Origin of the sequence: Kocuria turfanensis, from assembly GCF_001580365.1 — a bacterium.
GTDB lineage: Bacteria > Actinomycetota > Actinomycetes > Actinomycetales > Micrococcaceae > Kocuria > Kocuria turfanensis.
Window position 1 is genome coordinate 3,508,191 of the sequence record NZ_CP014480.1, and the last position, 14,865, is coordinate 3,523,055.

The 14,865-nt window shown below is 69.7% G+C and carries 9 protein-coding genes; all 9 read right to left on the bottom strand.

Annotated features, from left to right (window positions below):
• Nucleotides 1-343: 343 nt before the first annotated feature.
• Nucleotides 344-1,930, bottom strand: a complete 1,587-nt coding sequence (locus AYX06_RS16060) for an ArnT family glycosyltransferase (protein WP_084271678.1) — start codon at nt 1,928-1,930, stop codon at nt 344-346.
• Nucleotides 1,930-3,132, bottom strand: a complete 1,203-nt coding sequence (locus AYX06_RS16065; RefSeq protein ID WP_084271679.1) for a glycosyltransferase — start codon at nt 3,130-3,132, stop codon at nt 1,930-1,932. The genes AYX06_RS16060 and AYX06_RS16065 overlap by 1 nt, the downstream gene beginning before the upstream one ends.
• A 63-nt stretch (nt 3,133-3,195) precedes the next feature.
• A complete protein-coding gene (locus tag AYX06_RS16070; protein ID WP_084271680.1) occupies nt 3,196-4,812 on the bottom strand; it encodes an ArnT family glycosyltransferase in 1,617 nt (538 codons plus the stop codon).
• A complete protein-coding gene (locus AYX06_RS16075; RefSeq protein ID WP_062736626.1) occupies nt 4,809-6,092 on the bottom strand; it encodes a glycosyltransferase in 1,284 nt (427 codons plus the stop codon). Before AYX06_RS16075 ends, AYX06_RS16070 begins: the two co-directional genes overlap by 4 nt.
• A 706-nt stretch (nt 6,093-6,798) precedes the next feature.
• On the bottom strand, nt 6,799-7,947 hold the full coding sequence (locus AYX06_RS16080; protein WP_232319334.1) for a glycoside hydrolase family 6 protein: 1,149 nt from the start codon (nt 7,945-7,947) through the stop codon (nt 6,799-6,801).
• Nucleotides 7,948-8,304: 357 nt separating this feature from the next.
• Nucleotides 8,305-9,783 carry a glycosyltransferase family 39 protein gene (locus AYX06_RS16085; RefSeq protein ID WP_062736628.1) on the bottom strand — a complete coding sequence of 493 codons (1,479 nt, stop codon included), beginning with the start codon at nt 9,781-9,783 and terminating at the stop codon, nt 8,305-8,307.
• A gap of 283 nt (nt 9,784-10,066) precedes the next feature.
• On the bottom strand, nt 10,067-11,233 hold the full coding sequence (locus tag AYX06_RS16090) for a glycosyltransferase (RefSeq protein ID WP_084271682.1): 1,167 nt from the start codon (nt 11,231-11,233) through the stop codon (nt 10,067-10,069).
• A 70-nt stretch (nt 11,234-11,303) separates the two neighbouring features.
• Nucleotides 11,304-12,911, bottom strand: a complete 1,608-nt coding sequence (locus AYX06_RS16095) for an ArnT family glycosyltransferase (RefSeq protein WP_147017408.1) — start codon at nt 12,909-12,911, stop codon at nt 11,304-11,306.
• Nucleotides 12,908-14,191 carry a glycosyltransferase gene (locus AYX06_RS16100; protein ID WP_062736630.1) on the bottom strand — a complete coding sequence of 428 codons (1,284 nt, stop codon included), beginning with the start codon at nt 14,189-14,191 and terminating at the stop codon, nt 12,908-12,910. Before AYX06_RS16100 ends, AYX06_RS16095 begins: the two co-directional genes overlap by 4 nt.
• Between the last annotated feature and the right edge of the window lie 674 nt (nt 14,192-14,865).

Below are 14,865 nucleotides of genomic sequence, written 5' to 3' on the forward strand. Positions count from 1 at the left end.
CACCGCTGCCGACGGCTGCCTCACCGAGCACCTCGAGGACATGGAGGAGGCGGGCTGGAACGGACAGCTCCGTTGCGCACCACCGGCACCGTGCCGGGGTGCACCCCCTCCGGCGGACGGCGTCGCGGGCCGGGGCGGGCCCGCCGGGCCTGGACACGGACGAGGACGGCACCGGGAACCGGCAGGCCGGGGCGACCGACCGCTCCGCAGCACGAGGAAGCCCCGCGAACCGTTCGGATTCGCGGGGCTTCCTGGTGTGTCGTGCTGTGCTGTGCGGTGCCGTGCGGACGGGACGCCCGGGTGCAGTCCGCGGGGCGGGTCGCGCCGCGAGACCCCTCGGGCGTCAGCCCTGGACGCGGTGCACGGTCCAGTCGCCGAAGCTCTTCACCGGCACGGCGTTGTCCAGCGCCCGCTGCGCGGTGTCGAGGCCGAGGTCCTGGACGGTGCGCTCCGTCGCGGGGCCGAGGACGACCCACTCGACGTCCTTCCACCCGCCCGGGTGCTCCACGCGGAACTGCGGGTCGAGGTCGGCCTTCTCGATCGCCACCATCTCCCACGGGTCCTCACGGTCGCCCGCGTTGAGGTCCTGCCACAGGGCGTAGGGGACCAGGGCGGTGTCCTCGGCCGGCACGTTCTCCTGGACCCAGGCGAGGGTCGAGGCCCAGTCGGTGTTCGCCTCCTGGGTGAGCAGGACGCGGTCCTGCGCGATCCACTGCGGCGCGAGGGCCAGCGCCACGGTCCCCACGAGCGCCGCCACGGCGGTGCCCCGCACTGCCGCACCGGCCCGGCACCGCCAGGGGGGCGTCGTGCGCACCAGCGAGCCCCACAGCATCTGGAGGGCGACCCCCACGGACAGCGCCAGGAAGGGCACGATGCCGATGACGTACATCGCCGGAAGATATCCGTCGGGAAGGAGCACGGGCAGGGAGAAGATCACGACTGCCACCGGCAGCCACGCGCTGCTGCGGCGGGTCGCGCACACGAGCCCTGCCAGGACACCGCCGACGAGGAGGTACTGGTCGTAGTGCAGCCAGCCCTGCAGGAGGACGGCGCGGTCGGAGCCGTCCGCCCAGACCGCACCGGAGCCGGTGCGCCCCATCAGCTGGAGGGCCACCGCCTCCTGGAGGGACACGCGGCCCGGGGCGGCCAGCAGCTCCCAGTTGAGCAGGGCCATGAGCGGGTAGAAGGTGAGGACCAGTCCACCGACCACAAGGAAGCCCACCACGGAGAAGGAGCGGTTGGACCAGGTGGGCCGGTTGACGAGGGCCACCAGCAGGGCCGGGCCGAAGACGGCCATGGTCTCCTTCGAGAGCACGGCCAGGGCGAAGAAGACGCCGGCGCCGATGTGGTGCCACAGGGCCTTGCGCTCGTTCAGGGCCAGGTAGAAGGCGAGCAGCAGCCAGGGGAGCGCGATGTTGTCGAGGTAGATCTGCCGCCCCAGGGTCAGCGACAGCGGGGACAGCAGCACCAGGGCGGCCGCCAGCACCGCCAGGGGCGCCTGGACCCGCATCCGCCGGGCGATCAGGTAGGTCAGGACGACCGTGGCCACGAAGAACGGGATCATCGCGAACCGCGTGGCGCCCACGTACGTGCCGTCGCCCAGGCCCAGTGCCTGGGGGATCCAGGCCAGGACGCCCAGCTGGATCCAGCCCAGCGGAGGATGGTCGTACTGGTAGGTGTACGGTGCCAGATCGCCCCTGAGCACGCTGAAGGCCTGCGCGGTGTAGGTGCCCTCGTCGTCCATGTAGGGCGAGGCGCCCGTCAGGTTCCACGCGCCGAGCACGGCGGCGACCACGCCGAGCACCAGCACGGCGATGCCGTCGAAGCCCGGAAGGGAGCGGTTCACGGGCAGACGCAGCGGAATCCGCTCGGGCCGGGTGGAGACGAGCGACATGAGCCTTCCGGCGCGGACCGGTGTCTGCGTGGCCATCAGGACGCGGTCCCGTCGAGGAGGAGCGCGGAGCGCCCGCCGCCGGACGGGTGCTCGAAGGCCCCGGGCCGGACGCCCGCACGGCGACGACCGGTCGCCGGGACCCGGACGGGCACCGGCTGCGCCGCAGCGGAGACGTCGGCGTAGACCACGCGCGAGTGGTAGAGGTACCGCAGGAGGAAGGCCCCCACGAGCGTGCCCGCCTGGGCCAGCAGACTGGGCACGCCCGCGAACTCCACGAGCAGCCACAGGAGGGGAAGGCGGGCGGCCGCGTCGACGTTGTTGAAGCCCGCGGAGTGCAGGAACCGGCGGCGCAGGCTGCCCGCCCCCTGCCGCTCGGCGCGGAACACCATCCGCTCCTGCATCAGGAAGTTGGTCAGGATGGTGATCTCCGCGGCCACGATCGCCGCGACGACGTAGTGGACGCCCAGGGCCACGAGCGCGCCCATGATCAGGAGGTTGAGCACCGCGCCGATCCCGCCCACCATGCCGAAGCTCGCGATCCTGCCGAAGCGCAGGCCGGCCAGCTGGCGCAGGAACCGGAGTCCCTCCGTCAGCGTGGCCTTGGACTCCCCGGCGAAGCGCGCGCCGAAGACGAACGGCACCTCCAGCACGCGGAGCCGGTGGCGGCAGAGGATCTCCAGCAGAATCTTGAAGCCCGTGGGCCGGAGCTGCTCGACCTCCACGGCCGAGCGCCGGAAGCCGAAGAAGCCCGTCATGGGATCGCTGCAGTGCTCGAGGCGGCGCGGGAACAGGGTCCGGGACAGCAGCGTGGCACCGGAGGAGACGAGTCGCCGCGTGCCGTTCGCGAGTCCGCCGGCGTCGCCGCCGTTGCCGCCGTACCGCGAGGCGACGACGACCTCGGCGTCGGACGCCCGGAGGCGGTCCAGGACGACGGGGATCATCTCCGGCGGGTGCTGGAGGTCCCCGTCCATGACCAGGCAGTACACCGCCTGGCTGGAGCGGACGCCCTCGATCACGGCGCCGCCCAGGCCGCCCACGGGGTCGTCGCGGTGGATCAGGCGCACCGGGACGGTGCTCCGGGCGGCGGTGGTCCGGATGACGTCGGGCGTGTGGTCCCGGGAGTCGTCCACGAAGACGATCTCGGCGTCGACGCCCGAGCAGGCCGCTTCGGCCCGGCGGACGAGTTCGGCGATGTTCGGTGCCTCGTTGTACGTGGGCACGATGACGGTCAGTTCCATGGTGGTGTTCTCCCCCTGGACGATGTGGCTGCGTGCGGCGGTCGGTGTGGAGCCGGAGCGGATCTAGTCGTTCAGCACGCGGTGGATGCTCCACCCGCCGAAGGTCTGCACCGGGACCGAGTTCTCGAGCGCTTCCCCGGCCGTGGTGAGGCCGAGCTGGTCGATGTTCGACTCGACGAAGGGACCCACGACGACCCAGTCGATGGCGTCCGCCCCCTCCGGGTGCTGGTTCAGGAACTCGGGGTCCAGGTCCGCCTTCTCGGTGGCCACGACGCTCCAGGCGTCGGACCAGCCACTGGCGCTGAGGTCCTGCCACATCGCGTACGGTGCCAGGACCGTGTCGTCGCGAGGGATGTTCTCCTCGACCCACGCCAGGGCGGAGGACCAGTCCTGGTTGGTCTCGTGGGTCAGCAGGGTCCTGTTCTGGCCCACCCACTGGGGGGCGACCGTCACCAGGATGACGAAGGCGAGCGTCACCGCCCCCGCCGCGCGCACCGCGCGCCGCACGGACGGTGTCTGCTGGTCCGCGACCCGCTCCAGCCATCCCCAGGCCATGTTGAGGGCGCAGCAGACGGCCAGGGCGAGGAAGGGCAGGATGCCGATGATGTACATGGCCGGCAGGTAGCCCTCGCCCGTGACGATGGGCACGGAGAAGAAGGCGATGCCGACCGGGATCCACATGCTCCGGCGCTGCACGAGGCAGAGCACGGCGGCCACCAGACCCACCACGACGAGCGGGCGGTCGTAGAACAGCCAGCCCTGCAGGAGCTCGGCCCTGCTCGAGCCGGCCTCCCAGATCGATCCGGAGCCCGAGCGGGTGAGGAACTGGTACACCAGCGCGTCCTGCAGGGACACGTGCCCGCCTCCGGAGAAGAACTCTCCCCGGAGCAGGGCCATGAGCGGGTACAGCGCGAGTGCTGCGCCCCCGACGACCAGGAAGCCGACCACGGAGAACGCACGGTTGGTCCAGGTGGGACGGTTCAGCAGGGCGAGCAGCAGCGAGGGGCCGAAGATGGCGAGGGTCTCCTTGGACAGCACCGCCACGGCGAAGAAGATTCCGGCGCCGATGTGGTGCCACAGGGCGTTGCGCGGTGAGAGCACCAGGTAGTACGCCAGGAGCAGCCACGTCACGCCGATGTTGTCCAGGTAGACCTGCCGGCCGATCGTCAGCGCCAGGGGGGAGAGCGCGAACAGCGCCGCGGCCACGACGGCCAGCGGGCGGCGCACCTCCATCCGGCGGGCGATCAGGTAGATCAGGGTGGCGGTGGCGACGAAGAACGGGGCGATGACCATGCGGGCCGCGCCGATGTGCGTGTCGCCGCCCAGCCCGAGCAGCTGGGGCAGCCACACCAGGAACGCCAGCTGGATCCAGCCCAGGGGAGGGTGATCGTACCAGTAGGTGTAGGGGGCCAGCCTCCCGTCCTCCAGCACGCTGAAGGCCTGGGAGGTGTAGGTGCCCTCGTCGTCCTGGAAGGCCGAGGACTCGGTGATGTTCCACACGCTCAGCACGGCCAGTGCCACGAGGAGGACCGCGAGGACCGCGAGGACCGCACGGTCGTGCGGGATCCGGCGCACGCCGTCCCGCATGCGGCCCCACTTCCCGGGGCCCGTCACGTGCTGCGAGAGCACCGAGGGGGCGGTCGCGGGCTCCGCCGCCACGACGGTCATGGTCCGGCTCATGCCCCGACGACCTCTCCGGTGTGCTGCACGTAGGTGAGGTGGGCCCCCGAGTGGGAGGTCTTCTCCCAGCGGAAGTCCCTGCGGTAGAACTTGACCAGCGCGCGGACGGCGGCGAAGGCCAGCACCAGCTGGTAGAAGGGGGTGCTGACCACGAGGCGCACGTAGTCGTAGGCGCTGACCCGGAAGTGGTGGTCGCGGCCGAACTCGTGGAGCATGCACACGTCGAAGGCGATGGTGGCGAGCGTCGGGATCAGGGGCAGGAACGCGATGAGGGTCACGGCCATCGGGAAGTCGCCCCACACCGCGACGATGATGGCGATGGGGATCACCAGCCCGGCGAAGGCCATGAAGTGCTGCTGCATCAGTGTCCACCAGGCCAGCGCACGGCGGCGGCGGGTGGGCAGCTGCTTCCAGTCGCCCTTGGCGTACACCTGCATGAATCCCAGCGACCAGCGGGTGCGCTGCTTCACCAGGCCCTTGAGGCTGTCCGGGGTCTCCTCACGGGTGACGAGGTCCGGGGAGTAGGCGACGACGATCTGCCGGCCCAGGGTGGAGAGCCGCACCCCGAGGTCGCAGTCCTCCGCGAGGCAGTCGGTGTCCCAGCCGCCGACCTGGTTGAGGAGGTGCCGCTTGATGAACACGGTGTTGCCGCCCAGCGGGATGAACCCCTTGTTGGCGTGGGCGTGCAGGCGGGAGCGGAACCAGGTGAAGTACTCCAGGCAGTTGCGCAGGGAGTACCAGGTGTCCTTGAAGTTGATGAGCTGGACGGCGCCCTGGACGACGTCCGCATTGCGGCCCACGAAGCAGCTGTCGATGTTGCGCAGCAGGTCCGGGGCGGCGATGGACTCGGCGTCGAACACACCCACGATGTCGTTGCGGCACATCATCAGTGCCGCGTTGAGCTGGAGGGGCTTGTTCTTCACGGCGCTGCCCTCCACGCTCACCCGGACGCTGTCCGGGTGCTCCGCGGCGAGACGCTGGGCGATGGCCACGGTCCCCGGGTCGTCGTGACCCACGGAGATGATCACCTCGACAGCCCGGTGCGTCTGGTTCAGCAGCGCCCCCAGCGTCGCCCGCATCACGGGCTCCTCCTCGTGGCGGCACGGCATGATCAGCGAGAAGGAGTGCTGCTCCTCGCCCAGCACACCGCCGTAGAAGGTGCGCTCCTGCGTCTTGGGATCCCACCAGGCGTAGGTGTTGAGGTACAGCGTGGACGTGGCAATCGCGAAAAGCACGAGCGCGATCATCACGACCAGTAAGGACAGCAGGACAGCAAGCATGGTTCTCTCCCCCCGGAGGTGCTGATGACATGAATGATCTGGGGAGGGCCGCGCTGCAGCCCTCCGGAGGTCGCCGGTCGGCGACCCTCAGGACTCGTGCGCGGATTCCCCCGAACCCGGGACGCGCGAGCTGATGGAGCGGTTCACGGCAACGGACGAGGCGGCACCCGGAGTGCGGTTCCTCGTCCGATCGATCGATGCATGCACAGCAACTCCCCCTGAGTGACGGATCGACCGCCGCATCGCCCCGTCGGCTCACGACGTGGACTCGGTGGTCACGTCGCGAAGCTCCGGCGCTGACGGCGCGGTGCGCCGCCATGCCGAGCCACCGCGCCGGGCAATGCTGTCGATGTCCCGATTCGCCGCCGGCGCGTTCTGCGCGCCGTTCCCCCGACGATCCGGTGAACCCAGGTTCTCAAGGAGATCGGTCGATTGCTAATCAAAGCGTTCGCACATATCTGGGGCACCCTGTGAAAAAGCATGCGTTCGTGGCCCTGTCGGCGTGCGGAAAAACGCGTTATTGCCATAGTGAATGGTTGCTTTAGCCATCGGGCGTGTGGGCCGATCGGGGGATGGCATCGGCAACGACGTCCCCAGAACAGGGCACAGTTTTTCTCGGTCCACGGAGCTTTCGTGACCGTGTGTTGCATTCGCCAACCGAGCGGCCGCGAATCTGCGTTCTCCGTGCCTTCGAGCTCCTCCCGGGTCAGCGCCGCAGCGGCGGGTCCGCGTTCTCGACCAGATCCAGCGCCTGCTCGGGGAACCAGGCTCCGGCCGGCGGTGCGACCCTGCCCCACGCGGGATCGGGCACTTCCGAGCCCCGCCCGCGATGGCACTCGCCGTCGGACTCCCCGGGGATCTTGACCCACAGGAAGGCGTCGGCCAGCTCGTGGCCCGTGTCCGTCGAGGGCGGCGAGCCCAGTCCCCGCCCCGGAGGATTGCACCACGGCTGCGGGTCCGGGAAGGACTGCTCCGGCGTCCAGGGGCCCTGCCCGTTGCGGCTGGTGTCGACCACGAAGCGGGCGAGGTCCCCGGGACCCGAAGGGCCGTTCCGCGCGCTGTCGACGTGCTCGGCGTACCAGGCGTCCGTCCGTCCCCAGGTGGACACGTCGTCCGCGGTGGCGGGGTAGTACTGGCTCCCGCACCCGGCGAAGTCACCCGGGTCGACGGCGGTGCCGTAGTGGATGCACTTCGAGATCCAGGTCCCGTACCTGAGCTGCTTCTCGGTGGTCTCGAAGTTGGAGACGTTCAGGGCGAAGCCGTCGGCGCGCTCCACACCGGCCCGCACGAGCCTGTCCGCGGCGTCGCCGACGGCGAGCCAGCCGCTGTTGGTCCCGTCGAGGTACACGCGGGTGTCCGGCAGGGTCGTGAGGGCGTCCACGGCGTAGGAGAGCATCTCGAACCGGTCCTCCGCCGCCGTCGCGGGATCGGCCCCGGCGGGCCGACACGCATCCGGTTCGCCGTGGGCACCGGTGTACCAGGGGATGAGACCCAGGCTGTCCGGCTCCAGGACCACCACGGCCTCGCCCCGGATGCCCTCGGCGAAGCCGTCGATCCAGGCCTTGTACTCCGCCACGCCGGAGGAACCTCCGGACGAGTACTGGGAGCAGTCCCGGAACGGCAGGTTGTAGGCGACCAGCACCGGTGGCAGGTCCGTGCTCTGCGCGCGTTCCATCGCCCGGCGGACCTGCTGCCGCACCTGCCCGGGCGTGCCCGTGGTCATCCACTCCGCCTGCGGGGTCGACGCCAGCGCGCGCAGGGCCTCCGCAGATGCGTGGTCGCCGGAGGCCTCGAGCTGGGCCGACTGCCGCAGCGCCTCCTGCACGTGGCTCGGCCGGTCGTCGCGCAGTCCCATGCCACTCAGGATGCCCGCCTCCGCTGGGAGAACGGCGAGGCCGAGCGCAACAGCAAGCACTGCGGCCGAGGCGACTCTCGCCCGTGGCCGGGGAAAGGACGGTCGTCCGAGCATGGGGGGTTCCTCTGAGGTGACGGGGCGTGGGGGCGCACCGGGGGCAGCAGACCGATTGCGGATCGATCAGGAGCCCCTGCCACAGTGTGGATGGCAGCACTTCGGGGAAGCAATGGACAAAGGTCTCGAAATTCGCTTCCACGACAGGGCGACGGGTCCGGCCGTGCAGCGCTCGTCCGGCGGGGAGCCGACGCCCGCACCGTCTGTCCGTCGTCGTAGCGCCGGTCCTCCGGGCCCCTGCCCTCAGTCCCGTTGGACGTGGTGCACGCTCCACTCGCCGACGGTGTGCACCGGCACGGAGTGGTCCAGGGCTTGGCGGACCGTGCCGAGGTCGAGGCCGTCGATGGTCTCGTCCGTGGAGGGTCCCACGACGACCCACTCGATCTCTTTCCAGCCGCCCGGGTGCTCGACCAGGAACTGGGGATCCAGGTCCGCCTTCTCGGTGGCCACCACGGACCACGGGTCGTTCCTGCCGTCGGTGGCGATCAGGTCCTGCCACATGACGTAGGGCACCAGAACGGTGTCCTCCTTCGGGACGTTGCCCTGGACCCACTCCAGCGCGGAGGCCCAGTCGGTGTTGACCTGCCGGGTGAGCAGGCGCCGGTCCTGCTCGAACCACTGCGTATGTGCCACCGGCAGGAGCCCGACGACGATGCACGCCACGCCCGCTCTCCGAGCCCAGACCTGCCCCTGCGCGGCAAGTGTCGCCGTGTACTTCTCCAACCGCTCCCACAGCGTCTCGAGCCCGGCGCCGACGGCCAGGGCCAGGAAGGGCAGCGCCCCGATGATGTACATGCCGGGGAGGTAACCCTGACCGACGACCACGGGGACGGCGAAGGTCGCAAGGGCCACCGGGATCCAGACCGTCCGGCGCTGCAGCAGGCACACGATTCCCGCCACCACACCGGCGGTGATGAGGTACTGGTCGTAGTACAGCCAGCTCTGCAGCCGCTCGGCACGAACGGAAGCCGGGTCCCACAGGGATCCGGATCCTGCTCGGCTCAGGAACTGGAACACGAAGGCGTCCTGCAAGGACACGTGATCCGAACGGGACCACAGCTCGCCCGAGAGGATGGCCATGAGCGGATAGAAGTTGAGGACCGTACCGCCCACCACCAGGAATCCCATGACGGAGAAGGCCCGGTTGGACCACGTGGGCCTGTTCAGCAGGGCGACCAGCAACGCCGGTCCGAAGACGGCCAGCGTTTCCTTGGACAGCACGGCGACGGCGAAGAAGGCACCGGCCCAGATGTGGTGCCACAGGGCTGCCCGGGGGGACATCACCATCCAGAAGGCCAGCAGCAGCCACGGCACCCCGATGTTGTCCAGGAAGATCTGACGACCGTAGACCAGCGAGAGCGGGGAGAGGACGAACAGGACCACGGCCAGCACCGCAAACGGGCGACGGAGCTCCAGCCGGCGGGCGATCAGGTAGATCAGCAGCGCGGTGGCCACGAAGAAGGGGACCATGGCATACCGGGTGGCGCCGATCACGGTGCCGTCACCGACACCCAGCAGCTGCGGGATCCACGCCAGGGCTCCCAGCTGGATCCAGCCCACGGGCGGATGGTCGTACCGGTAGGTGTACGGAGCGAGACGGCCCTCGAGCACGCTGAACGCCTGGGCGGTGTAGGTTCCCTCGTCGTCCATGTAGATGGCCGCGCCGTTGAGGTTCCACACGCCCAGCACCACCGCGGTGATCCCCAGGGCGACGAGCGCCACCCGGTCGTACCACTGCTCGGAACGGCCGTGCAGGAACCAGGACGGACCCTGCCCGGCGCTGCCTCCCCGTGCAGGAGCCGATCGGGACGTCGGCGCGGATCGGATACGCCGTGCGGGGGACGTGGGCCGTTCCGACGGTGCCTTCGTGGGCGCCAGGGTGGGGTTCATGCTCGGGGACCAGCTTTCCGGCTTGCTGTATCAGAGGTCAGGTGCGCTCCTGGCGGGGGTTCTCCCCGCAGGACGTCCTGCGCCGGAGGCGGACCGGCGCGGGCGGCAGCGGGCCCTAGGCCGGAGGCAGGCCTACCGGCTGGCGCCTGAAGACGCCGATCAGTCCGGTCACCGGCCGTTGGACGGCATCGGCGCCGACCACCGTGGCCGGGGGCGCCGTACCGTACACCACTCGCGAGTGGTAGAGGTACCGGAGCAGGAAAGCGGCCACGAGGGTCCCGGCCTGTGCGGTCAGACTCCCCACCCCCGCGAACTCCACCAGTACCCAGAGCAGCGGGAGGCGTGCTGCCGCGTCGACGTTGTTGAAGCTGAAGGACTGCAGGAACCGGCGACGCAGCGGATGGGCGGTGGCCCGGTCCGCCTGGAAGACCATGCGCTCCTGCATCAGGAAGTTGGTCAGGATGGTGGTTTCCGCCGCGATCACGGCCGCGAGGACGTAGTGGACCCCCAGCATGATGAGCACGCCCATGATGAGGAGGTTGAGCACCGCCCCGAGGCCGCCCACCACACCGAAACTGGCGATTCGGCCGAAACGCAGACCGGCCAGCTGACGGATGAAGCGCACGCCCTCCTTGAACGACGCCTTCGACTCACCGGCGAATCGCTCACCGAAGACGAAGGGCACCTCGGCCACCCGGAGCCGGTGCCGGGCGAGCATCTCCAGCAGGATCTTGAAGCCCGTGGGCTTGAGCCGCTCGACCTCGACGGCCGAACGCCGGAAGCCGAAGAAGCCGGTCATGGGGTCGCTGCAGTCCTTCAGCCGGACGGGGAAGAGGCTCCGGCTCACCAGGGTGGAGCTGGAGGAGACGAGCCTCCGCACCCCGTTGGCCAGTCCGCCGGCGCTGCCCCCGTTGCCGCAGTATCTCGAGGCGACGACCACATCGGCGGCGGCGTCGCGCAGGCGCGCCAGGATCGCAGGGATCAGTTCCGGCGGGTGCTGGAGATCCCCGTCCATGACCAGGCAGTACACGGCCCTGCTGGAGCGGACGCCTTCGATCACCGCGCCGCCCAGGCCACCCACCGGGACGTCGCGGTGGATCAGGCGCACCGGGACGGCACTGCGGGACGCCGTCTCCCGGATGACGTCTGGGGTGTGGTCCCGGGAGTCGTCCACGAACACGATCTCCGCGTTGATCCCCGTGCAGGCCGCTTCGGCCCGGCGGACGAGTTCGGCGACGTTCGGTGCCTCGTTGTAGGTGGGCACGATGACAGACAGTTCCATGGTGGTCTTCCCCTCTGATGTTGCCGCCGCTGCCGAGCGGGTGAGCACTTCCTGGCTCTGGTTGCCGGACCTATTCGCGCTGGACGCGGTGCACGCTCCAGCTACCGATGGTCTGCACGGTCTCGGAGTTGTCCAGGGCCTGGCCGGCAATGGTCAGGCCGAGGCTCTCGATGGTCTCGTCCGTGTTCGGGCCCACGACCACCCAGTCGATCGCGGCCGCGCCCTCCGGATGTTCGCTCAGGAACTCGGGGTCCAGATCGGCCTTCTCGGTGGGGACCACGGTCCAGGGGTCCTCCCTGCCGTGGGAGCTGAGGTCCTGCCACATGACGTAGGGCACCAGGATGGTGTCGTCCTCGGGCACGTTGTCCTGGACCCATGCCAGCGCCGTGGCCCACTCCGCATTGGCTTCCTGTGTCAGCTGGGCCCGGCCCGGTCCGAACCACTGGAGGCTCGACACCACGACGACGCCCAGTACTGCGCACGCCACGGCGTAGCCGTTGGTCCATGCCCGCTCCTTAGTGCCGAGCGTGGGCGTGTAGGCCTTCCACCAGCTCCACAGGGTGTCGAACCCCACGCCGATGGCCAGGGCCAGGAAGGGAAGGACACCGATGATGAACATGGGGGGCAGGTACCCCGCACCGATCGCCACCGGTGCGACGAAGGACGCCACGGCGACCGGGATCCAGACCGTCCCGCGCTGGAGCAGACAGAGCAGGCCGGCTGTCAGACCGGCCGCGATGAAGAACTGGTCGTAGTACAACCAGCCGTTCACGAGCTCGGCCCGGTCGGACCCTGCTTCCCACAGCGAGCCGGATCCCGAGCGGGTCACGAACTGGTACACCAGCGCGTCCTGCAGGGACACGTGACCGGGTCCGGTCAGCAGCTCGCCGCGCAACAACGCCATGAGCGGGTAGAAGATGATCGCGATCCCGCCCACCACTACGAATCCCACGACGGAGAAGACGCGGTTGGCCCAGGCCGGCCGGTTGAGCAGGGCCACCACCAGCGCCGGTCCGAAGAGGACCAGGGTCTCGTTGGACAGCACCGCGACGGCGAAGAAGACCCCGGCACCGATGTGGTGCCAGAGGGCGGTGCGGGGGGACAACGCCATCCAGAAGCCCAGCAGCAGCCAGGGCATGCCGACGTTGTCCAGGTAGACCTGGCGTCCGAACACCAGTGAGAGTGGGGAGAGGACGAAGAAGGCCACGGCCAGCGCCGCGAAGGGCACGCGGACGCCCAGCCGGCGCGCGACCAGGTAGACCAGCAGCGCGGTGGCCACGAAGAACGGGGCGATGGCGTAACGGGTGGCGCCGATGTAGGTGCCGTCGCCGAGACCCAGGACGTTCGGCAGCCAGGCCAGGGCTCCCAGCTGCATCCAGCCCAGGGGCGGATCCTCGTACCCGTAGGTGTAGGGGGCCAAGGTGCCCTCGTAGACGCTGAAGACCTGGGCGGTGTAGGTTCCTTCGTCGTCGCGGTATGCGGGGGCTGTGTTGAGGTTCCAGACGCTCAGCACCGCTGCGGCCGTCCCCAGCACCGCCAGGGCCACCCGGTCGTGCCACTCGCTCGTCCGGTTGCGCAGCAATCCGCCCCACTGCTGGGGGACGTTCCTGCTTCCACGAGGAGAGGTCTGGGATCTCCGCGCCGGGAGTGCCTCTTCGGGCGCGATGACGGCGTTCATGCCTGTGCCAGCTTTCCGGCCTGCTGCACGTAGTCCAGGTGCGCCCCCGAGTGGGAGGTCTTCTCCCAGCGGAAGTCCCCGAGACGGAACTTGACCAGTGCGCGGACGGCGGCGAAGGCCAGCACCATCTGGTAGAAGGGCGTGCTGACCACGAGCCGCACGTAGTCGTAGGCGCTGACCTCGAAGTGGTGGTCGCGGCCGAACTCGTGCAGCATGCAGACGTCCAGGGCCATGGTGGCCACGGTGGGGATCAGCGGCAGGAAGGCGAACAGCGTGACGGCCAGCGGGAAGTCACCCCACACCGCCGCGATGATGGCGATCGGAATGACCACGCCGGCGAACGCCATGAAGTGCTGCTGCATGAGTGTCCACCAGGCCAGCGCCCGCCGCCGGCGGGTGGGCAGCTGCTTCCAGTCGCCCTTGGCCAGCACCTGCATGAACCCCAGGGACCAGCGGGTGCGCTGCCGGACCAGGTTCCGGATCGAGTCGGGGGTCTCCTCCCGGGTGACCAGGTGCGGGGAGTAGGCGACGACGATCTCCCGCCCCAGGGTCGACAGCCGCACCCCGAGGTCGCAGTCCTCCGCCAGGCACCCGGGGTCCCACCCGCCGACCTCGTTGAGGAGGTGCCGCTTGATGAACACGGTGTTGCCGCCGAGCGGGATGAAGCCCCGGCTGGCGTGGGCGTGCAGGCGGGAGCGGAACCAGGTGAAGTACTCCATGCAGTTGCGCAGGGAGTACCAGGTGTCCTTGAAGTTGATGAGCTGGACGGCGCCCTGGACGACGTCCGCGTTGCGGCCCACGAAGCAGCTGTCGATGTTGCGCAACAGCTCCGGGGCCGCGATGGACTCGGCGTCGAACACCCCGACGATGTCGTTGCGGCACATGGCCAGGGCTGTGTTGAGCTGCCGCGGCTTGTTCTTGGGCACGTTGTCGTCCACGCTCACGCGCACCCGGTCCGGGTGCTCCGCGGCGAGGCGCTGGGCGACGGCCACCGTGTCCGGGTCGTCGTGGCCGACGGAGATGATGATCTCCACCTGCCGGTGACTCTGGTCCAGCAGAGCTCCGAGAGTTGCCCGCATGACCATCTCGTGCTCGTGGCGGCACGGCATGATCAAGGAGAAGGAGTACTGCTCCTCGGCCAGCACGCCGCCGTAGAAGGTGCGCTCCTGAGTCTTGGGATCCCACCAGGCGTAGGTGTTGAGGTACAGCGTGGACGCAGCGATCGTGAACAGCGCCAGGGCGATGAAGATGATCAGTGCGGAGAACAAGAGAGCATGCATCGGTTTCCCCTACGAGGTGCTGAAGGACGTGCAGACGACGGGATGCTTGGCGGAGAGGTGGCCGAGCGCCGGAGACAGAGGCCGGGCCGAAGAGCTGGCCGCCGAGATCCGAGGCGGCCCCGAACACCCACAGCGCCGGTGCCGCACCACCTGGGCCGGTGGCCGGTCTCCTGTCACCGTCGGCAGGCCGCCGAGCTCCAGGACGGCCCGGCCACGGTGGTGGCCCGGTGGCGGGACCGGCCGGCCCGGTCGGTTCGGCAGCGGATGCCGAACAGCCGGCGCAGGAGCGGACGGCCGGCGCGGAGCACGACGTCGCAACGCTCCACCGGCGGTTTCCAGAGATGGGAGCCGGGAGAGCCGGCTGCGCCGGTGAGCGGTGCACGCATGGTGGATCCAATCGTGAGACGGGTGAGCAACAGGGGTCGGCATCGTCCGGGAACGATGTGCACAGCGGAGTGCGGCGATCCAACGGGCGCGGCGGTGGGTCAGGACGGAGCAGAGTGGTCGGATCAAGGGAGGCCCCGATGAACCGCACCGGATCCGTCCCCCGGCGGATCGGCTGGTTCGTCCCCTTCGGGCGGGCCCGTGGGCACAGGTTGACAGATGGGCGCGGAGGGGCGGTAGACGGACATCTGCAGTTCACAATCCGCTGTGACTGTGACTCTGCATGCGTT

What these genes read in the sequence shown, in the direction of transcription:
- AYX06_RS16060 (WP_084271678.1), bottom strand. Translation starts at nt 1,930, where the DNA reads ATGGCCACGCAGACACCGGTCCGCGCCGGAAGGCTCATGTCGCTCGTC.
- AYX06_RS16065 (WP_084271679.1), bottom strand. Translation starts at nt 3,132, where the DNA reads ATGGAACTGACCGTCATCGTGCCCACGTACAACGAGGCACCGAACATC.
- AYX06_RS16070 (WP_084271680.1), bottom strand. Translation starts at nt 4,812, where the DNA reads ATGAGCCGGACCATGACCGTCGTGGCGGCGGAGCCCGCGACCGCCCCC.
- AYX06_RS16075 (WP_062736626.1), bottom strand. Translation starts at nt 6,092, where the DNA reads ATGCTTGCTGTCCTGCTGTCCTTACTGGTCGTGATGATCGCGCTCGTG.
- AYX06_RS16080 (WP_232319334.1), bottom strand. Translation starts at nt 7,947, where the DNA reads ATGGGACTGCGCGACGACCGGCCGAGCCACGTGCAGGAGGCGCTGCGG.
- AYX06_RS16090 (WP_084271682.1), bottom strand. Translation starts at nt 11,233, where the DNA reads ATGGAACTGTCTGTCATCGTGCCCACCTACAACGAGGCACCGAACGTC.
- AYX06_RS16095 (WP_147017408.1), bottom strand. Translation starts at nt 12,911, where the DNA reads ATGAACGCCGTCATCGCGCCCGAAGAGGCACTCCCGGCGCGGAGATCC.
- AYX06_RS16100 (WP_062736630.1), bottom strand. Translation starts at nt 14,191, where the DNA reads ATGCATGCTCTCTTGTTCTCCGCACTGATCATCTTCATCGCCCTGGCG.